We start from the raw sequence: 18,482 nt of genomic DNA on the forward strand, positions 1-18,482 counted from the left end.
CGTCCGGGGGGTGTTTCGTCCCTCCGTCATGTGACGACGTGGACCCGGTACGCCTCGTAGCTTTGCGGCGAGATGAACATCAAAGTCCTCCTCTCCGCCCTCTTCGCGATCCTCGTCCTGCCGGTCGCTCTGCCCGCGACGGCGTACGCCGACTCCGGCCCGGTCGGCAGCGACGTCATGGTCGCGCAGTCCCTCGGCGACCGGGAGATCACGGTGGTGATCCGCCGGGTGGAGGAGATTCCCGGCCCGGTGCGGGTCGAGGTCGTCACCCACCGGGGCACGCCTCCAGGGGTCCTCGACCTCGAACTGACGCCCGCGGGAACGGGAGCGGCCACCAGCCGCGCGCGCCTGTCCCTCGGCGCGGCACCTGGCCTGTACGGGTCCATGCTGACGGTGGACAGGCCGGGTCCATGGGAACTGGCGGTCGGCGACGGCCGGCTCACCGCGCGCATCCCCTTCGTCGTGCCCGCCCGGGTGCTCGCCCGCTGGGAGCAGGCGAGCTACGGCGGGTTCACCGCCGCGGGGGTCTTCCTGTTCGCCGCGCTGCTCCTCGCGGTGCGGGTGCGGCGGCTCTGGCCGGCGCTCGTGTCCTGCACCGGCGTGGTGGCCGGGCTCGCCGTGGCCGTCACCGCGGCGTTGCTGTCGTCGAGCATCCCCCCGCCCGACCCCCCGGGCAGCCGGCTCGACCCGACGATCGAGAACGTCACCGACCCGCTGGCGGCGGCGAACCCGCCGCTGGCCGACTACTCACGCCCGCCGGTGAATTTGGCCGTCGAAGCGCCCTCCGCCACGGCGGGCCGGGCCACCGAACTGCGCCTGCGGCTGACCGACGCCTCGACGGGCCGGCTCGTGGACGACTTCCTCATCCATCACGACGCGCTCGTCCATCTGATGATCGTCGGCCCGACGGGCCGGCTCTGGCACCTGCACCCCATCCGCGTCGCGCCCGGTGACTACCGGGCCACCTTCGTCCCCGAGGGGGGCGGGGCGTACGCGGTGGCCGCGGAGGTGGCGCGGCGGGGCGGCGGTGTGCAACTGGCCCGCGCCCCCGTCGCCCTCCAGGTCGGCGGCGAGAGAGCCACCGCGCCCGCGCCGGAAGGGCTGGGCACCAGGACGGTGGACGGCACCCGGGTACGGCTGAGCGCGACGCCGTCCGGCGCGGCGATGACGATCTCGGCCAGGATCGGCGACAAAGCCGATCTCCAGCCGTGGCTGGGCATGGTCGGCCACCTGATCATGGTCGGCCCGTTCGACGACCGGGACGGCGAGGTCGGCGCGGCGGCGCTGTCGGCCTCGACCTGGGCGCACGGGCACGCGATGCCGATCATGAGCAACGCCGCGCAGAGCCCCCCGGACGAGACCGTGGCCGCGTTCGGGCCCGGCCTCGCCTTCACCCACACCTTCACCGCGCCGGGCCGCTACCGGCTGTGGATCCAGGCCGAGCGCGACTACTCGGTGATGACCATTCCGTTCGTGCTGGACGTCCCGGCGCGGGAAAGCGAGCGACGATGACGGCGATCCAGGCGCCACCGAAGGGATCGCGACGCCGGGGAGCTCTGGTCGCCACGTGCGCGGGCGTGGCGGTGCTCCTGGCCGGGATCTTCTGGCTGCTGCGGCCCTCAGCGCCCGCCGGCGACCAGACGTTCACCGCGGCGACCGCGCGGCACGCCGTACGGCTGACCATGTCCCCGGCCAGGGCGGCGCGGCCCAGCACGTGGGTCATCGAGGTCACCGGCGTGAAGGGCGGCCCCGCCGAGGTCGATGGCGTCCGCGTCGAGCCGGTGATGACGCAGATGGGGCACGCGATCCCGCCGCTGACCGCCAGCCCGGCGGGAGCGGGCCGGTTCCGCCTGCCCGGCGTCGTGCTGCCGATGGCCGGTCCATGGCAGCTCGCCGTCACGATCGACGCCCAAGGGACCGAAGACCCAGTCGTCCTGCCGGTGCTGGTCACCGGCTAGACAACCCGACTCTCAAGGAGAAACACATGGACATTTCCGTACCGGGCACCCGGCAGCGCCGAGCCGGGCCCCTCGCGCCACCGGCGAAGGGACACGCGCTCACCAGGGGCGCGCCCGCCGCCGTCGCCGTGCTCGCCGGGGCGATGATCTCGCTGGTCGGCCTCACCTTCGACACCCAGTGGCACAGCGAGGTCGGCCCCGACACCTTCTTCACGCTGCCCCACCTGATCCTCTACTCCGGCCCCGCGATGGCCGGGCTGACCAGCCTGTTCATGGTGCTGGCCAACACGTTCGCGGCGCGTGTCGGCCGGAGCGCCGACCCCGCCGTCGGCGGCAGGTCCGTCGCGGTGCTCGGCGGCCGGTTCTCCGCGCCGCTCGGCTACCTGGTGACCGGCCTCGGTTCCGCGTCGTTCCTGGTGTACGGGCTCTGGGACCTGTGGTGGCACGGCCTGTACGGCTTCGACGCCGTGCTGGAGTCCCCTCCGCACATCGGGCTGCTGCTGTCGATCAGCCTTTCCATGATCGGTTCGCTGATGATCTGCGCGGCGGGCCGCGAACATCGGTGGGGCCGGATCGGCGTGGTGGTCTCAGGGGCGCTGCTGCTCGCGTTCAACGCGGTGCCCATGCTCGCCCTCGCCCCCCTCAACGGCGTCGTGAACGCCGTCAGCGCCGGCATCGCCTTCCTCGCGGTGACCGTGATGGTCGCGACGGCCACGTTCACGGGCCGCTCCGGCACGGCCGTGGCCACCGCCGCCGCGCACACCGTCATCCATGCCGCGCTGTGGCTTTTCGCGCCCTGGGCCGCCCGCGCGTACGCCGCGAGCATCGGCCTTCCGCTGCGGGACGGCGCGACGGGCGACCCGACCCTCCCTGGGCTGATGCCCATGGGCATCATCGTGGTCGCGCTGGCGATGGAGGGCGCGCTGCTGCTCGCCCGGCGGGCGAGCTGGACCCCGCGGCGGACGGTCGCCGTCGTGGGCGCGCTCGGCGGGGTCCTGACCACGCTGCTGAGCCCCGTGCAGGACGCGATCACGATGGACGCGCCGTTTCCCGGCGTGGCCCACCTGCTCGCGTCGGCCGTGGCCGGCGCGGTGGCGGGCTTCCTCGCCGGTCACCTCGGGTGGCGGGTCGGCACGCTGCTCAGAAGGGCCTCCGGGCCACTGGCGGTGGTCAAATGACGCGCCGGCTCGCCCGTACGGCCATGGCGGCGCTGGCCGCCGGGCTCATGTTCTTCCTCGCGGCCCCTCCGGCCGCCGCCGAGGAGTACCAGCCGGTGGAGACCGTCCACACCGAACGCGTGCAGGTCGGCCCGTACGGCGTGACCGTCGGCTTCAGCACCTGGCCGATCCGCGCCATGCGGTCGCTGGACTTCACCTTCGTCCCCGACGGCGGCATCACGGGTAAGAGGGGCAGCTTCGACTGGGTCGCGCCGACCGGCGCCACCGCGGAGTCGGGGAAACTGTCCCGGCATCCCCGCAAGCGTGAGGTGTGGGGCCTGGACATCCTGGCGCTCAACACCGAAGGGAACTGGGCGTTGCGCTTCACGATGGACGGTCCGCAAGGGCCGGCCACCGGGGTGCTGCGCAACCTCGCCGTGCTCGAACAGCCGGGGCCGCCGCTGCCGCTGAGCTGGGGGGTCAGCGTGCTGCCCCTGGCCGGAATCGTCGCCTTCCTGGTGATCGGCTGGCGCCGCAACGGCCGGCTCGCACTGGCGACGCCCGGCCGCGCGGGCGCCCTCCCCCTGTAGACAGCCCCTGTGGACAGCGCTGACCCGCCCCTCGGCACCCCCCTATTTTGCCTTGAGGTAGTCGCGGTTCATCTGGGCGATGGTGCTCAGGGGGATGCCCTTCGGGCAGACCGCCGTGCACTCGCCCGTGTTGGTGCAGCCGCCGAAGCCCTCCAGGTCCATCTGGTCGACCATGGCCTTGGCGCGCTTGTCGCGCTCCGGCTGCCCCTGGGGCAGCAGCCCCAGGTGGGTGATCTTGGCGGCGGTGAAGAGCGAGGCGGAGCCGTTCGGGCAGGCCGCCACGCAGGCGCCGCAGCCGATGCAGGTGGCCGCGTCGAAGGCCGAGTCCGCGTCGTCCTTCTTGACCGGGATGGCGTGCGCGTCCGGCGCGGACCCCGCGGGCACCGAGACGAACCCGCCCGCCTGGATGATCCGGTCGAACGCGGACCGGTCCACCACCAGGTCCTTGACGACCGGGAAGGGCGCGGCCCGCCACGGTTCGATGGTGACGGTGTCGCCGTCCTTGAAGTGCCGCATGTGGAGCTGGCAGGTCGTGGTGGCGCGCTGCTCGCCGTGCGCGACCCCGTTGATGACCATGCCGCACATGCCGCAGATCCCCTCGCGGCAGTCGTGGTCGAACGCCACCGGGTCGTCGCCTTCGAGGATCAGCCGCTCGTTCAGGACGTCGAGCATCTCCAGGAACGACATGTCCGGCGAGACGTCCTTGACCTCGTACGTCACCATCCGCCCCTGGTCCGAGGGGCCGTCCTGGCGCCAGACCTTCAGGGTCAGGTTCACTTGTAACTCCGCTGGGTCATCTTCACGTATTCGTACTTGAGGTCTTCACGGTGCAGCACCGGCCCGCCCTCGGGGCTGTACTCCCAGGCCGCGACGTACGCGAAGTCCTCGTCGTCGCGCAGCGCCTCGCCGTCCGAGTCCTGGGACTCGGCCCGGAAGTGCCCGCCGCAGGACTCGCTGCGGTGCAGGGCGTCGATGCACATCAGTTCGGCCAGGTCGAAGAAGTCGGCGACCCGACCGGCACGTTCCAGCGCCTGGTTCAGTTCCTCGGCGTGCCCGGACACCTTGACGTTCTCCCAGAACTCGTTCCGCAGTTCCGGAATCCGGGCCAGCGCCTTGCGCAGCGACTCCTCGGTGCGTTCCATGCCGCAGTAGTCCCACATGAGCTTGCCCAGCTCGCGGTGGTAGGAGTCGGCGGTGCGCGTGCCGTTGACCGCCAGCAGCTTCTGGATCTTGTTGCGGACCCCGTTCTCGGCCGTGGCCACGGCCTTCTGGTCGATCTCCCCGTACGGCCCGCCCGCCAGGTAGTCGCCAAGGGTGGTGGGCAGCACGAAGTACCCGTCGGCGAGGCCCTGCATCAGCGCGGACGCGCCCAGCCGGTTGGCCCCGTGGTCGGAGAAGTTGGCCTCGCCGATCACGAACAGGCCCGGGATCGTGGACTGGAGGTCGTAGTCCACCCACAGTCCGCCCATCGTGTAGTGGACGGCGGGGTAGATTCGCATCGGCCGGGTGTAGGGGTCCTCGCCGGTGATGCGCTCGTACATCTCGAACAAGTTGCCGTACTTCTTCTCCACCGCGTCGCGGCCCAGCCGGGCGATGGCGTCGGCGAAGTCGAGGTACACGCCGAGTCCGCCGGGGCCGACGCCGCGGCCCTCGTCGCAGACGTTCTTGGCGGCGCGGGAGGCGATGTCCCGGGGGACGAGGTTTCCGAAGGCCGGATAAATCCGCTCAAGGTAGTAGTCGCGCTCGGCCTCGGGGATCTCCCCCGGCTCCCGCGTGTCGCCGGCCTTGACCGGCACCCACACCCGGCCGTCGTTGCGCAGCGACTCCGACATCAGCGTCAGCTTGGACTGGTACTCCCCGCTGACCGGGATGCACGTCGGGTGGATCTGCGTGTAGCAGGGGTTGCCGAAGTACGCCCCGCGCTGGTGCGCCCGCCAGATCGCCGTGGTGTTGCAGCCCTTGGCGTTGGTGGACAGGAAGAACACGTTCCCGTAGCCGCCGGTGGCCAGGACCACCGCGTCCGCCAGGTGCGTCTCGATCTCGCCGGTCACCATGTCCCTGACCACGACGCCCCGGGCGCGGCCGTCCGAGACGATCAGGTCCAGCATCTCGTGCCGCGTGTGCATGGTGACCGTGCCCGCCGCGATCTGGCGCTCCAGCGCCTGGTAGGCGCCGAGCAGCAGCTGCTGGCCGGTCTGGCCGCGCGCGTAGAAGGTACGCGAGACCTGCGCGCCGCCGAAGGAGCGGGTGTCGAGCAGCCCGCCGTACTCCCGGGCGAACGGCACGCCCTGCGCGACCGCCTGGTCGATGATGTTGACGCTGACCTCGGCCAGCCGGTACACGTTCGACTCGCGGGCCCGGAAGTCGCCGCCCTTGACCGTGTCGTAGAACAGCCGGTAGATGCTGTCGCCGTCGCCCCGGTAGTTCTTCGCGGCGTTGATCCCGCCCTGCGCGGCGATCGAGTGCGCCCGGCGCGGGGAGTCCTGGTAACAGAACGACGTGACGTTGTACCCCAGCTCGCCCAGGGTCGCGGCGGCCGAGCCGCCCGCCAGGCCGGTGCCGACCACGATGACGTGCAGCTTGCGCTTGTTGGCGGGGTTGACGAGTTTGGCGGAGAAACGCCGCTTGCTCCAGCGTTCCTCGATCGGCCCCTCGGGGGCCTTGGTGTCCCTGATGGGCTCGCCGACGGTGTGGGTCACTTGACCAGTCCGATCGTGATCGACAGCGGGACGGAGAGGAAGCCGAGTACCAGCAGCGCCGAGATGCCCGCGGCGGCCAGCTTCAGCGGGCGCTCCCTGCGCCCTCCGGCCAGGCCCAGCGTCTGGAAGGCGCTCCACAGGCCGTGCCGCAGGTGCAGGCCGACCATCAGCAGCGCGACGACGTAGAACAGGGTGACCGGCCAGCGTCCGATCGCGAAGCCCTGGACCAGCCGCTGGTAGGGCTCGCTGTTCGGACCGGCGGGGTTCACCGCGACGAAGGTCAGGTCCAGCAGGTGCCAGATGACGAACAGCAGGATGATGACGCCGCCGTACCGCATGGTCTGGACGGCGTACCCGGACGCCTGCGACTTCGGCCTGGCCGCGTACTTGACCGGCCTGGCCCGGGAGGCCCGCCTGGCCAGCGACACCGCCGACCACATGTGCAGCACGACCGACACCGCCAGGACCACCTCGACCAGGGTGAGCACGGTCCGGTACGGCACCAGCGGGTGGCCGATCTCGCGCAGGAAGGCCGCGTACTCGTTGAAGTCGGTCGCGCCGAAGAAGATCTTCAGGTTTCCGGCCATGTGCGCGATCAGGTAGAGCACCATGACGGCGCCGGTGACCGCCATCACGGCCTTCTTGCCATTGGACGAGCGGAAGAACCCGCCCTTGCGGTTGCGAGCGGCCGTCGGCGGCCGGGGCGGCTCGTGGGAGGCGACTGGCGCGGTGGCCGCACCGCGCTCGATCGTGGCTGTCACGCCCCCGACGTTACGAACCGCGCGCGTGAGGCGTCCAAGTCGGCAACTGCCTGGTTTCCATAGCCATCAGCTATTCACTCTGCGTCCGCGCCCGTGGCGGTGCGCGCAGGCACGCGTTCTGCGACCAAACTCACACCGCATGAAGCCGCCGGAATCGATAGCCCTACGCTATTGAATTGTGCAGCTTCAGCAGCTCGCCTACTTCGTGGCCGTGGCGGAGGCCAGGCACTTCACGCATGCCGCCGAGCGCATGCGCGTGGCGCAGCCGTCGCTGAGCAAGCAGGTGCGGGCGCTGGAGGAGGAACTGGGCGCGCCGCTGCTCAACCGCGCCCGCGGCAACGTCACCCTGACCCCCGCGGGCGAGGCGCTGCTGCCGCTCGCCCGCCGGATGCTGGCCGACGCCGACACCGCCCGCCGCGAGGTCGCCGAGCTGGCCGGGCTGCGCCGCGGGCGGGTACGCCTCGGCGCCACCCCGTCACTGTGCGCGGGGCTGCTGGCCGACGCCCTGGCCAGATTCCACATCGACTATCCCGGCGTCGAGCTGCTGGTGGAGGAGGGCGGCTCGCGCGACCTGGTGAAGGACCTCGCCAGGGGGCAGCTCGACCTGGCGTTGATCATTCTGCCGCTGCACAGCAGCGACCCCTCTCTGGTCACCGAGGAAATCCTCAGCGAAAATCTGGTCGTGGCCTCTCCGTCGCACTCCCCGCCGTCGCGCAGGCACCATCTGCGGATCGAAGATCTCCGCGGCCGGCCGATGGTGATGTTCCGGCGCGGCTACGACCTTCGGGAGGCGACGCTCAACGCGTGCAGGCAGGCCGGTTTCGAGCCCCGGTTCTCCGTCGAGGGCGGTGAGATGGACGCCGTGCTCAGGTTCGTCGAGGCGGGGCTGGGCATCGCGGTGGTGCCCTCGATGGTGCTGGACGCCCGCCCCGGGCTGACCGGCACCCCGCTGGTGCCGCCGGGCCTGCACCGCACCATCGCGCTCTCGCACCGCAAGGACGTCGAACCGATCCGCGCCGCGCAGGCGTTTCGCGCGACGCTGCTCCGGTTCCTCACCCAGGCCGCGCAGGACGGCAGCCTTCCCCAGGGAGTTGAGTTGGCCGGCCGGTTGGCATAGGCCGGTCCCGAAAACCCACGAGGTGTCCGTGATCTCGCTGCCCCCCGGCACGTCCACCGCAGGCGAGCCCCCCGATCGGCATGTCGGCCCGCGGAAGGAGGAGCCCAGCCCGCTCACCCTGCTGCTGATCGAGGACGACCCGGCCGACGCGTACCTGGTCCAGGAACTGCTCGGCGCCACCCGCACGCCGCCCAAGATCTTCTGGGCCCGTACCCTGGCCGACGGCCTGAGCAGGCTCACCCCCGAGATCCACTGCGTGCTGGTGGATCTGTCCATGCCCGACGCGACCGGGCTTGAGGCGCCGGAACAGGTCATCGCGAGCGCCCCGTACGCGCCCGTGCTGGTGCTGACCGGGCTCGACGACGCCTCGGCCGGGGCCGCCGCGGTGGCCGCCGGAGCCCAGGACTACCTGGTCAAGGGTCAGGTGGACACCCGCACACTGGACCGGGCCGTCCGCTACGCGGTGGAGCGCAAACACGCCGTGCTGACCACCCAGCGGCTGCGCGAGGCCGAGCGGGTGGCCGAGGAGAACGCCCGGCTGGAGCACGGCCTGCTGCCGGTGGCGCTGCTGCACACCGGCGACCTGGACCACCAGACCCGCTACCTCCCCGGACGGCAGGAGGCCCTGCTGGCGGGCGACTTCTACGACACCGTGCAGGGCGTGGACGGCGCGGTGAACGTCCTGATCGGCGACGTCAGCGGGCACGGCCCCGACGAGGCGGCGCTCGGCGTGGCGCTGCGGATCGCCTGGCGCACACTGGTGCTGGCCGGGCACACCGGCACCGGCATGCTGCGCATCCTGGACGCGCTGCTGCGCCAGGAGCGCAACGCCCCGGAGATCTTCACCACGGTCTGCGTGGCGACCATCGCCCCGGCGCTGGACTCCGCGCTGATGTGGGTGGCCGGGCATCCGCCGCCGCTGGTGCTGCGCGGCGGGTCGATCGAGTTCGTGAACGGCACGCCGTCCGGGCCGCCGCTCGGGATCTTCCTGGACGCCGAGTGGCCCGCGATCGAGGTCGCGCTGGGCGCGGACTGGGCGATGCTGCTCTACACCGACGGGCTGATCGAGGCGTCGGTGGGCGGCTCGCTGCTCGGCCTGGAGGGGCTGTTGCGCATGGTCCGCGAGCACGGCGGGTTCGACCTGGACCGGATCGTCGGCGGGGTCACCGGGCGGCACAGGTACGCGCTCAACGACGATCTCGCCCTGGTACTGGTTCGCCGGCCTCCGGCAGAGCGATGATCGCCCGGCTGACGATCGGGCGGCTGCTGCTGCTCACCGCCGCGCTGATGGCGGTGCTGCTGGTGGCCGGGGCGGTGCTCACCTCGATCGCGCTCGGCGACGGACGCAAGGCCAGGCACACCATCCTGGACGTGATCGACCCGGCGATCCTGCGCACGATGGACCTGGCCACCGCGCAGGACGCGCAGCGGGCCGCCATCGCCGCCCACCGCGCCGAACCGGGCGCGGGGCGCCTCACCGCCTACCGGGCGGCGGTGACCGCCGAGCGCGCCGCGTCCGGCGAGATCGCCCGGCTGGTGGCGGGGCAGGAGTTCGGCGAGCCGGTCACCGCGGCGCTCACCCGCCTCGGCGTGGCGTCCGCGCGGTGGCGGGCCGAGTACGCCGACCCGGTCGCGGCGGGCGGGTCCGGCGACGAGCGCGCGGGCGAGGTACGGCAGGCCGCGGTCCACGCCGAGCTGGCCGCGCTGCGGGAGCGGCTGGCCGACGTTCACCGGACGGGCGGGGCGGCGGTCAACGCCGGGGCGGGCCGGGTCTACGTGGCGCTCGCGATCTGGACGGCGCTGCTGGTGGCCGCGCTCGGCGTACTGGCCGTGGTGTTGCGCACGGCGGTGCTGCGCCCGGTCAACGACCTGGCGGCGCAGGTCGGCACGGTCGCTGCCGGCGACTTCGACCACCGGGTGCGGGTCCGCGGCCCCGCCGAGCTGGCCGCGCTCGCCGCCGACGTGGACGACATGCGCGGGCGCATCCTGGCCGAGTGGCGCACCGCCCAGCACGCCCGGCGCAGGCTGGAGCAGCAGACCGCCGAACTGCGCAGGTCCAACAGCGACCTGGAGCAGTTCGCCTACGTGGCCAGCCACGACCTGCAGGAGCCGCTGCGCAAGGTGGCGGGCTTCACCCAGATGCTGGAACAGCGCTACGCGGCCGACCTGGACGACCGCGCCCGCCAGTACATCGCCTACGCCGTGGACGGCGCCAAGCGCATGCAGAAGCTGATCAACGACCTGCTCGACTTCTCCCGCGTCGGCAAGGTCGGCGGCGCGCTGGAGATGACCGACTCCGGCGAGGCCCTGCGGGCCGCGCTGCGCGACCTGGCCGCCGCGGTCGAGGAGTCGGGGGCCAGGATCGAGTACGGCGGGCTGCCGCAGGTGTACGCGAACGGGCCGCTGCTCACCAGACTCTGGCAGAACGTGCTGAGCAACGCGGTGAAGTTCCGCTCGGCCGAGCCGCCGCACATCCGGATCGGCGCCGAGCGGGACGGCGAGATGTGGGTGTTCTCCTGCTCCGACAACGGGATCGGGATCGACCCCCGGCACACCGACCGGATCTTCCTGATCTTCCAGCGGCTGCACTCGCGCGAGGCGTACCCCGGCACCGGAATCGGCCTGGCGATGGCCAAGCGGATCGCCGAGTATCTGGGCGGCCGGATCTGGGTAGAGCACGGAGACACGGAGACCCCCGGCACGACGTTCCGGTGGACCGTTCGCGCGGACCCACCGGTCGCCCCCCTCCCCGGATCAGGAGCCGACGACGATGGCTGACCTTTACCCGATCGAGGTCCTGCTGGTCGAGGACGACCCCGGCGACGTGCTGCTGACCAGGGAGGCGTTCGCCTACAACAAGCTGCGCAACCGGCTGCACGTGGTGGAGGACGGCGAGGACGCCGTGGCCTTCATGCGCCGCGAGGGCCCCTACTCCGGCGCTCCGCGCCCCGACCTCGTGCTGCTCGACCTCAACCTGCCGCGCATGGACGGGCTGGAGGTGCTCGCCGTTGTCAAACAGGACGCCGAGCTGCGCAGCATCCCGATTGTGGTCCTCACCACATCCGAGGCGGAGGAGGACATCCTACGGAGCTACCATCTACATGCGAACGCGTACGTGTCCAAGCCAGTGGACTTCACGCGATTTATCCAGGTAGTGCGGCAGATCGACGACTTTTTCGTAACAGTGGGGAAACTCGCCCGTCCCGGACTCCACTCCTGACACTTCAGACGGGATCATTGACCGGCTACGTGACAGGAATCACACCAGGACCGCGAAAAAGTGAGTGACCCGGCTCACACAAGCCGATGCAGTGGTCGTAACGTATCTGCCACCAACGCGTGCCGCTGCGTGTGTGTCTTGTCCCTGCCACGAGTCGTGCGCGCACGAATGAACGAGACCCGGACCCCGCCGGCGAGGTCCGCGGGACATGGAGAGGTCACTGATGACCCAGACAACGGCCGAGAACCCGGCCAGGAGACAACGCGCCCAGCTCAAGGCGCGCACGCTGCGCACGGACCGATGGTGGCTGGCCCCGGTGCTCACCTTCGCCGCCCTCGCGTCCTTCCTCGTGTACGGCTTCTGGGCGATGTTCGACCCCAGTTACTACATCGCCCCGTACGTCGCCCCCTTCGCCGCACCCTGTCTGCTTGAGGCGTGCCCGGAGGGCGCGCGGGTGCTCGGGTTCGCACCGATCGGCGACTGGTTCCCGCTGCCGCCGGGTGTCCTGGTGCTGGGGCTGCCCGGTGGGTTCCGGTTGACGTGCTACTACTACCGCAAGTCCTACTATCGCTCGTTCTGGCTGTCGCCGCCCGCCTGCTCGGTCGCAGAGCCGCACGGGAAGTACACCGGCGAGACCCGGCTGCCGCTCATCCTGCAGAACGTCCACCGCTACTTCTTCTACGGCTCGGTCCTGATCTCCGCGGTCCTCACCTATGAGGCCGTGATGGCCTTCCGCGACGCGAACGGCGAATGGGGACACGCGGGCGTGGGGACGCTGATCCTCGCGGTCAACGCGGTCCTCATCTCGGCCTACACGCTGTCCTGTCACTCCTGCCGGCACATCGTCGCCGGACGGCTCAACCATTTCTCGCGCCACCCGCTGCGGTACCGGTTCTGGGGCCTGGTCTCCAAGCTGAACGCCCGGCACATGCTGCTGGCCTGGGTGTCGATGTACACCGTGCTGTTCGCCGACCTTTACGTACGGCTCGTGGCGAAGGGCATCGTCACCGACATCACGTTCTTCTAGGAAGCCTGATGAGGAAGCCCGTTCAGAAAGCCCGTTAAGGAAGCCCAGATCATGGATATCGAACGTCACGAATTCGACGTCGTCGTCATCGGCGCCGGCGGAGCGGGGCTGCGGGCCGCCATCGAGGCGCGTCAGCAGGGCAAGAAGACCGCCATCGTGTGCAAGTCGCTGTTCGGCAAGGCGCACACCGTCATGGCCGAGGGTGGCGCCGCCGCCGCCATGGGCAACGTCAACCCGGCCGACAACTGGCAGGTCCACTTCCGCGACACCATGCGCGGCGGCAAGTTCCTGAACAACTGGCGGATGGCCGAGCTGCACGCCAAGGAGGCCCCCGACCGGGTGTGGGAGCTGGAGGCGTGGGGCGCGCTGTTCGACCGGACCAAGGACGGCAAGATCAGCCAGCGTAACTTCGGCGGGCACGAGTACCCGCGGCTGGCCCACGTCGGCGACCGTACCGGCCTGGAGATGATCCGCACCCTGCAACAGCGAGTCGTCGCCCTCCAGCAGGAGGACTACGCCGTCCACGGCGACTACGAGGCCTACATCAAGGTCTTCGCCGAGTGCACGATCACCCGCCTGCTCAAGGACGACGAGGGCGCCATCGCCGGGGCCTTCGGCTACCGGCGGGAGACCGGGCGGCTGCTGCGGATCGACACCCCGGCGGTCGTGCTGGCCACCGGCGGCATCGGCAAGTCCTACGTGGTGACCTCCAACTCCTGGGAGTACACCGGCGACGGGCACGCGCTGGCGCTGCTGGCCGGGGCCAAGCTGATCAACATGGAGTTCATCCAGTTCCACCCGACCGGCATGGTCTGGCCGCCCTCCGTGCGCGGCATCCTGGTCACCGAGTCGGTCCGCGGTGACGGCGGGGTGCTGCGCAACTCCGAGGGCAAGCGGTTCATGTTCGACTACATCCCCGAGGTGTTCAAGGACAAGTACGCCACCACCGAGGAGGAGGCCGACCGCTGGTACACCGACCAGGCGGGCAACCGCCGCCCGCCCGAGCTGCTGCCCCGTGACGAGGTGGCCAGGGCGATCAACTCCGAGGTCAAGGCCGGGCGCGGCTCACCGCAGGGCGGCGTGTTCCTGGACGTCTCCAGCCGGCTCCCCGCCGAGGAGATCCGCCGCCGGCTGCCGTCGATGCACCACCAGTTCAAGGAGCTGGCCGACGTCGACATCACCGCCGAGCCCATGCAGGTCGGCCCGACGTGCCACTACGTGATGGGCGGCGTCGAGGTGGACGCCGACACCGCGGCGGCGTCCGTGCCGGGGCTGTTCGCGGCGGGCGAGGTGTCCGGCGGCATGCACGGCTCCAACCGGCTCGGCGGCAACTCGCTGTCGGACCTGCTGGTCTTCGGCCGCCGCGCGGGCGCCGGAGCCGCCGCCTACATCGACGGCCTGGAGCGGCGGCCGGTCGCACCGGAGGACGCGGTGGCCGCGGCCCAGGCCGAGGTACTGGCTCCGCTCGAACGGCCCGGCGAGAACCCCTACGAGGTTCACCACGAGCTGCAGCGGACGATGAACGAGCTGGTCGGGATCATCCGCAAGGCCGGGGAGATGACCGAGGCCCTTTCGGCGGTGGAGAAGTTGCGCGAGCGCGCCAAGGGCGTCGGCGCGGCGGGCAGCCGGATCTACAACCCCGGCTGGCACCTGTGCCTGGACCTCCGCAACATGCTGCTGGTCAGCGAGTGCGTGGCGCGGGCCGCGCTGGCCCGCCAGGAGAGCCGCGGCGGTCACACCCGCGACGACTACCCGGACATGACCCCCGAGTGGCGGCGCAGGCTGCTGGTCTGCTCGGCGGCGCCGGACGGCACGGCGGTGAACGTCCAGGAACAGCCCCAGCCGTCCATGCGGGCGGACCTGATCACCCTCTTCGAGCGCGGGGAGCTGAGCAAGTACCTCACGGACGAAGAGATGGCCGAGTACGACCTCGCGGTCAAGGAGTCATGATGAGCTACAAGGCCAAGTTCCGCGTGTGGCGCGGTGAGGGCGGCGAGGGCCGGCTGGAGGACTTCACCGTCGAGGTGAACGAGGGCGAGGTCGTCCTCGACATCATCCACCGCCTCCAGGCCACCCAGGCGCCCGACCTCGCGGTCCGCTGGAACTGCAAGGCGGGCAAGTGCGGCTCGTGTTCCATGGAGATCAACGGCAAGCCCAAGCTGGGGTGCATGACCCGGATGTCCACCTTCTCGGAGGACGAGGTCATCACGGTCACCCCGATGCGCGCCTTCCCGGTGATCAAGGACCTGGTCACCGACGTGTCCTTCAACTACCAGAAGGCCAGGGAGATCCCGTCCTTCACGCCGCCGTCGGACGTCCAGCCCGGCGAGTACCGGATGAAGCAGATCGACGTCGAGCGGTCCCAGGAGTTCCGCAAGTGCATCGAGTGCTTCATGTGCAACAACGTCTGCCACGTGATCCGTGACCACGAGGAGAACAAGCAGGCGTTCGCCGGTCCGCGCTTCCTGATGCGGATCGCCGAACTCGACATGCACCCCTACGACGTGGCCGACCGCCAGGACTCCGCCCAGGACGAGCACGGCCTCGGCTACTGCAACATCACCAAGTGCTGCACCGAGGTCTGCCCGGAACACATCAAGATCACCGACAACGCGCTGATCCCGATGAAGGAACGCGTCGTCGACCGCCGCTACGACCCCCTGGTCTGGCTCGGCAACAAGATCTTCAAGCGCTCCGCCACCAAGTGACCTCCTCCCCGGGGCGGCCCTCAAGCCGCCCCGGGACACCCGGTACACCGTGAGCCAAGGAGTGGCCATGAGCGATCGGATCGCGGCGGCGCTGTTCGGCACCGCCGGCGTGCTCTTCTTCGGCTACTGGGCGATCGTCTTCGCCGGGTGGGCCGAAGCCACTATCACTCCACCGGGTCTGGCGAAGGCCGTCGCCGCCCTTCCGGGGCTGGCGGCCTCGCTCGTCTGCGGGCTGATCGCCATCACCGCGGTCCGGGTGGCCACGCGGCGGCCAGTGATCTCGTGGTGGCTGGCGCTCGCCCTGGTACTGCCCCTGTGGCGGTTCGGCACGCTCGCCCTGGCGGGATGAGCCTCAGGGCTTGCGGCGCTTGAAGAGGCCGCGTTTGGGGGCGCCGCCGGGGCCCTCCTGGACCTCGGGGGCGGGCTCAGGGGGCTTGGGGGCGTCCTTGGGGAGCTCGGGCATGACGTAGACCGCCGTCGTGTCGGGCGTCGCGGGGGGCGGCTCGGGGCCGTAGCGCGGGGTGTCGGCGGGCATCCGGTACGGCGGGGACGGGGTGTCCTTGCCGGACGGGGAGAACCACGTGGACGCGCTCTTGCCGGGCTCGCCCGGCTCCTTGAAGTCGTCGAAGCCGCCGCGGTCGTGCGGGCCCTCCAGGTAGGACTCGGGGGGCAGGTCGTGCGGGCCGCGCACCGTACCGGTGGCCGGAGCGGCCGGGGTCTCAGTGGGCTTGGGCGCTCCGGCGTCGGCCTCGGGCTGTAGCTGGAGCACCGGCTGCTGGTCGTACGGCGGGACGGGCTGCTGCTGCGGCACCGGCACGAAGCTCACGACGGTCGTGTACGCCGGACCGGCCGGGTAGCCGCCGGGGACGTAGTTGGCGACGTAGCCCGGACCCGCCGGGTAGCCCGGGTAACCTGGGTAACCCGGGTAGGCCGCCGGGTCGCCGGCCACGCCGGGGCCCGCCGTACGGACGGCCGCGGCGTGCACCATGCGGCGCAGCCTCTTCTCGTAGAACAGCACCGCGAACAGCGCGAGCAGGGTCAGGACCAGCGCCGGGATGGCGAGCTGACGGCTGAGCGTGACGCGGTCCATCTCCGGGATGCCCTCGCGCAGCTCGGCCGCGATGACCTCGGTGCTCTGCGCCTGCGAGACCACCGGCGCCTGGCCGGACGGCGTGGGATCGAGCGCGGTGCCCGTGGCGGCGGGCAGCGAGAACGAGGACTCCCCCACCGACGGGACGGGCACCTCGGCGGTCGACGTGTTGCTGGGGATCTCCGGGATGTCCTGGCTGGGCAGCGGCTGCGGCTGCGGCGCGGGCGTCGTCGGGTCGGGCGCGGGCGGCGGCGTCTTGACCGGTTTGGTGGTCTTGGGCTTCTTCGGCTTCTTCGGGGTCACCGTGACCGTCTCGGTGACCTCGACCGGCTCCTCTGGAGTCTCGGTGACGGTGACCGTCACCTCCGGTTCGAGGTCGGAGTCCTCGGGGACCTCGGGGCCCGCGTTTTCGGGTGGCTCCGGTTTCGTCGGCGAGGCGGCGGCGTGTACGCCTCGCGCCTCGGCGACCGCGCTCGAACCGATCAGCGGAGCCGCCGCCAGGACTCCGGCACCGCACAGGCCGATCGTGACGACCAGCACGGACACGGCCTTGGCTCGCCCTTGTCGCGACACCCGTGTCCTCCCCGAACACTTCCAAGTCAAGGAAAACCCTAGATGGGTAAAACTAACAGCAAACCAGTGCGGGCAACACCGCTTTGCCGCTAATCCGACCAGCGGCCACTGAACCTTTTCCAGCCGGTCGCCTGGATCAGGTCAGGTGCGTCTCCATCGGGCTCGGGCCGGGGCCGATGCAATCCGCGTGACCGGGGCCACCGCCTCTGACCAGGGGAACCGAGCAGGCCGCCGGACAGCAGGCCGTCAATCCGGCTCGCCGCGTCCCTTGCCGCGATCCCTTACCGCCGCGAGCGCCCACAACAGCCCCAGCAGCGCACCCACGGCGACCAGTACGGCGGGCAGTCCGCGCAGCTCCGGACGGGTGGCCTCGTCGCTCTCGGCCGTCGAGGCCACCGTGGTCAGCCGCATCGGCAGCGGCGCCGGGACCGGCGCGGGACCGGGCGCGTCGGCGACCACCGGCATCTGCGGCGGCTCCTGCACCGGCACCGGATCGACCGGCGGCGGGGCCTGTACCGGCGGGGCGGCGGGCCGCGCGGCGTCCGACTGCTTTTCGGCGGCTTTGCCACCAGGCTTGTCATGACTTTTGTCGTCAGGTTCGCCGCTCTGCATGGAATTCGGTTCGTCGCTTACTTCCTCATTGCGCGTCTTTTCCGACGATCCCGCAGGTGTGACGGACGGAGTCCAGACACGCTCGATCAACCCGTCCGGATCGCCCCGCCCTGACGACCCCGGAACGAGGTCGGCTCCCGCCTCGGAGAGGACCAGGGTGGCGCTGCGGGCCGTCCAGCGGCCGTCGCGCAGGAGGGTGTCGGCCCGTGCGGTCAGGCGGATCTCCCCGGGCTCCGCGGATCGCACCCACACGTCCGCGTGGCGGGACTCGGGGATGGCCCCGAAGGCGCACTCGTCAGGCTCCCCGTCACGGGTGGGGCAGTCGATCAACGCGGCCCCAGGCGGATCGGTGACCACGCTCAGCCGCGCCCCCGCCGCCGGACCGCGCAACTCGACCCGCACCCAGCGCCCCCACCCGGAGTCGGCGGCGGCCCCGCCGTACATACCGAGCAGCCCCACCAGGCACACCCCGGCCAGGCAGGCGCCCGCCGAGCGGACACCCGGCGCACGCGACCTCCCGCAACCAACACCCACGGTAGTGGTTATATCGCGCTATGTGGCCGCTCAACCCTCGTCGAGCAGCTTCTCCACGGCGTGCACGATCGGCAGGTCGGCGGGCAGCCAGGGCACGGTGTAGAGGTCGGAGCGGGCCAGCCAGCGCAGTTCCAGGTGCTCCTTGGGCTCGGGCACGCCCGCCACGACCTCGGCCAGCCACACCCGCAGCAGGTAGCCGTCGGCCAGCGCCCAGTCACCGCCCACCCGCGCGCCCACCTTGATGAGCACGCCCAGCTCCTCGTCGCACTCCCGGATCAGCGCCGCCACCTCGGACTCGCCCGGGTTGACCTTGCCACCGGGGAACTCCCACCCGCCGTACAGCGCGGGCGGCTCGGCGCGCTGCGCCGCGAGCAACCGCCCGCCGGCCACGATCGCGGCCCCCACGACGATCTGCTCAGCCTGCTCAGCCATGGAA

Annotated in this window: 18 protein-coding genes; 12 read left to right on the forward strand and 6 right to left on the reverse strand. The window is 71.2% G+C overall.

Annotation, left to right across the window (positions count from 1 at the left end):
• The first annotated feature begins 72 nt into the window (after positions 1 to 72).
• The 4 genes from DP939_RS18875 to DP939_RS18890 are packed head-to-tail and all read left to right on the forward strand — an operon-like array spanning position 73 to position 3,705.
• Positions 73 to 1,512 (forward strand): hypothetical protein, encoded by a 1,440-nt coding sequence (locus DP939_RS18875; RefSeq protein ID WP_113982037.1) that lies wholly within the window; start codon positions 73 to 75, stop codon positions 1,510 to 1,512.
• Positions 1,509 to 1,958 carry a hypothetical protein gene (locus DP939_RS18880; protein ID WP_147268041.1) on the forward strand — a complete coding sequence of 150 codons (450 nt, stop codon included), beginning with the start codon at positions 1,509 to 1,511 and terminating at the stop codon, positions 1,956 to 1,958. Before DP939_RS18875 ends, DP939_RS18880 begins: the two co-directional genes overlap by 4 nt.
• 26 nt (positions 1,959 to 1,984) lie before the next feature.
• A complete protein-coding gene (locus tag DP939_RS18885; protein ID WP_199565254.1) occupies positions 1,985 to 3,136 on the forward strand; it encodes a hypothetical protein in 1,152 nt (383 codons plus the stop codon).
• A complete protein-coding gene (locus DP939_RS18890; RefSeq protein WP_199565255.1) occupies positions 3,133 to 3,705 on the forward strand; it encodes a hypothetical protein in 573 nt (190 codons plus the stop codon). Before DP939_RS18885 ends, DP939_RS18890 begins: the two co-directional genes overlap by 4 nt.
• Before the next feature lie 42 nt (positions 3,706 to 3,747).
• Here DP939_RS18890 and DP939_RS18895 read toward each other — a convergent pair whose 3' ends face one another.
• Genes DP939_RS18895 through DP939_RS18905 form a run of 3 tightly spaced genes read right to left on the reverse strand, consistent with a single transcriptional unit; the run spans position 3,748 to position 7,165 of the window.
• Positions 3,748 to 4,482 (reverse strand): succinate dehydrogenase/fumarate reductase iron-sulfur subunit, encoded by a 735-nt coding sequence (locus tag DP939_RS18895; protein WP_113982039.1) that lies wholly within the window; start codon positions 4,480 to 4,482, stop codon positions 3,748 to 3,750.
• A complete protein-coding gene (locus tag DP939_RS18900) occupies positions 4,479 to 6,404 on the reverse strand; it encodes a fumarate reductase/succinate dehydrogenase flavoprotein subunit (protein ID WP_113982040.1) in 1,926 nt (641 codons plus the stop codon). Before DP939_RS18900 ends, DP939_RS18895 begins: the two co-directional genes overlap by 4 nt.
• A complete protein-coding gene (locus tag DP939_RS18905) occupies positions 6,401 to 7,165 on the reverse strand; it encodes a succinate dehydrogenase cytochrome b subunit (protein ID WP_113982041.1) in 765 nt (254 codons plus the stop codon). Before DP939_RS18905 ends, DP939_RS18900 begins: the two co-directional genes overlap by 4 nt.
• A gap of 178 nt (positions 7,166 to 7,343) precedes the next feature.
• On the opposite strand from DP939_RS18905, the gene DP939_RS18910 reads away from it, so the two are divergent.
• The 8 genes from DP939_RS18910 to DP939_RS18945 all read left to right on the forward strand — a co-directional run bounded on the left by DP939_RS18910 (position 7,344) and on the right by DP939_RS18945 (position 15,586).
• Positions 7,344 to 8,282, forward strand: a complete 939-nt coding sequence (locus DP939_RS18910; RefSeq protein WP_113982042.1) for a LysR family transcriptional regulator — start codon at positions 7,344 to 7,346, stop codon at positions 8,280 to 8,282.
• A gap of 22 nt (positions 8,283 to 8,304) precedes the next feature.
• Positions 8,305 to 9,522 carry a PP2C family protein-serine/threonine phosphatase gene (locus tag DP939_RS18915; RefSeq protein WP_225878351.1) on the forward strand — a complete coding sequence of 406 codons (1,218 nt, stop codon included), beginning with the start codon at positions 8,305 to 8,307 and terminating at the stop codon, positions 9,520 to 9,522.
• On the forward strand, positions 9,519 to 11,060 hold the full coding sequence (locus tag DP939_RS18920; RefSeq protein WP_113982043.1) for a sensor histidine kinase: 1,542 nt from the start codon (positions 9,519 to 9,521) through the stop codon (positions 11,058 to 11,060). Before DP939_RS18915 ends, DP939_RS18920 begins: the two co-directional genes overlap by 4 nt.
• Positions 11,053 to 11,502, forward strand: coding sequence for a response regulator (locus tag DP939_RS18925; RefSeq protein ID WP_113982044.1), 450 nt, complete (start codon positions 11,053 to 11,055; stop codon positions 11,500 to 11,502). The genes DP939_RS18920 and DP939_RS18925 overlap by 8 nt, the downstream gene beginning before the upstream one ends.
• Positions 11,503 to 11,725: 223 nt before the next feature.
• Complete coding sequence (locus tag DP939_RS18930; protein ID WP_113982209.1) at positions 11,726 to 12,529, forward strand: hypothetical protein; 804 nt, start codon at positions 11,726 to 11,728, stop codon at positions 12,527 to 12,529.
• A 51-nt stretch (positions 12,530 to 12,580) separates the two neighbouring features.
• The gene (locus DP939_RS18935) at positions 12,581 to 14,479 is read left to right on the forward strand and encodes a fumarate reductase/succinate dehydrogenase flavoprotein subunit (protein ID WP_199565256.1); all 1,899 of its coding nucleotides are present in this window, start codon (positions 12,581 to 12,583) and stop codon (positions 14,477 to 14,479) included.
• Positions 14,479 to 15,237 carry a succinate dehydrogenase/fumarate reductase iron-sulfur subunit gene (locus DP939_RS18940; protein ID WP_113982046.1) on the forward strand — a complete coding sequence of 253 codons (759 nt, stop codon included), beginning with the start codon at positions 14,479 to 14,481 and terminating at the stop codon, positions 15,235 to 15,237. The genes DP939_RS18935 and DP939_RS18940 overlap by 1 nt, the downstream gene beginning before the upstream one ends.
• Before the next feature lie 67 nt (positions 15,238 to 15,304).
• Complete coding sequence (locus DP939_RS18945; protein WP_113982047.1) at positions 15,305 to 15,586, forward strand: hypothetical protein; 282 nt, start codon at positions 15,305 to 15,307, stop codon at positions 15,584 to 15,586.
• A 3-nt stretch (positions 15,587 to 15,589) separates the two neighbouring features.
• Here DP939_RS18945 and DP939_RS18950 read toward each other — a convergent pair whose 3' ends face one another.
• From DP939_RS18950 to DP939_RS18960, 3 genes are all read right to left on the reverse strand, one after another.
• The gene (locus DP939_RS18950; RefSeq protein WP_147268042.1) at positions 15,590 to 16,900 is read right to left on the reverse strand and encodes a hypothetical protein; all 1,311 of its coding nucleotides are present in this window, start codon (positions 16,898 to 16,900) and stop codon (positions 15,590 to 15,592) included.
• A 246-nt stretch (positions 16,901 to 17,146) separates the two neighbouring features.
• Positions 17,147 to 18,046: a hypothetical protein gene (locus DP939_RS18955; protein ID WP_147268043.1), complete on the reverse strand. Its 900-nt coding sequence runs from the start codon at positions 18,044 to 18,046 to the stop codon at positions 17,147 to 17,149.
• Between the two features lie 30 nt (positions 18,047 to 18,076).
• Positions 18,077 to 18,478, reverse strand: coding sequence for a (deoxy)nucleoside triphosphate pyrophosphohydrolase (locus DP939_RS18960; RefSeq protein ID WP_113982050.1), 402 nt, complete (start codon positions 18,476 to 18,478; stop codon positions 18,077 to 18,079).
• Between the last annotated feature and the right edge of the window lie 4 nt (positions 18,479 to 18,482).

The sequence above is a fragment of the Spongiactinospora rosea genome (genome assembly GCF_003315795.1).
GTDB classification, from domain to species: domain Bacteria; phylum Actinomycetota; class Actinomycetes; order Streptosporangiales; family Streptosporangiaceae; genus Spongiactinospora; species Spongiactinospora rosea.

Excerpts from the sequence above, each read along its gene's own strand:
- DP939_RS18925 (WP_113982044.1), top strand. The coding sequence starts at position 11,053 with ATGGCTGACCTTTACCCGATCGAGGTCCTGCTGGTCGAGGACGACCCC.
- DP939_RS18885 (WP_199565254.1), top strand. The coding sequence starts at position 1,985 with ATGGACATTTCCGTACCGGGCACCCGGCAGCGCCGAGCCGGGCCCCTC.
- DP939_RS18960 (WP_113982050.1), bottom strand. The coding sequence starts at position 18,478 with ATGGCTGAGCAGGCTGAGCAGATCGTCGTGGGGGCCGCGATCGTGGCC.
- DP939_RS18920 (WP_113982043.1), top strand. The coding sequence starts at position 9,519 with ATGATCGCCCGGCTGACGATCGGGCGGCTGCTGCTGCTCACCGCCGCG.
- DP939_RS18940 (WP_113982046.1), top strand. The coding sequence starts at position 14,479 with ATGAGCTACAAGGCCAAGTTCCGCGTGTGGCGCGGTGAGGGCGGCGAG.
- DP939_RS18880 (WP_147268041.1), top strand. The coding sequence starts at position 1,509 with ATGACGGCGATCCAGGCGCCACCGAAGGGATCGCGACGCCGGGGAGCT.
- DP939_RS18930 (WP_113982209.1), top strand. The coding sequence starts at position 11,726 with ATGACCCAGACAACGGCCGAGAACCCGGCCAGGAGACAACGCGCCCAG.
- DP939_RS18935 (WP_199565256.1), top strand. The coding sequence starts at position 12,581 with ATGGATATCGAACGTCACGAATTCGACGTCGTCGTCATCGGCGCCGGC.
- DP939_RS18875 (WP_113982037.1), top strand. The coding sequence starts at position 73 with ATGAACATCAAAGTCCTCCTCTCCGCCCTCTTCGCGATCCTCGTCCTG.
- DP939_RS18890 (WP_199565255.1), top strand. The coding sequence starts at position 3,133 with ATGACGCGCCGGCTCGCCCGTACGGCCATGGCGGCGCTGGCCGCCGGG.
- DP939_RS18945 (WP_113982047.1), top strand. The coding sequence starts at position 15,305 with ATGAGCGATCGGATCGCGGCGGCGCTGTTCGGCACCGCCGGCGTGCTC.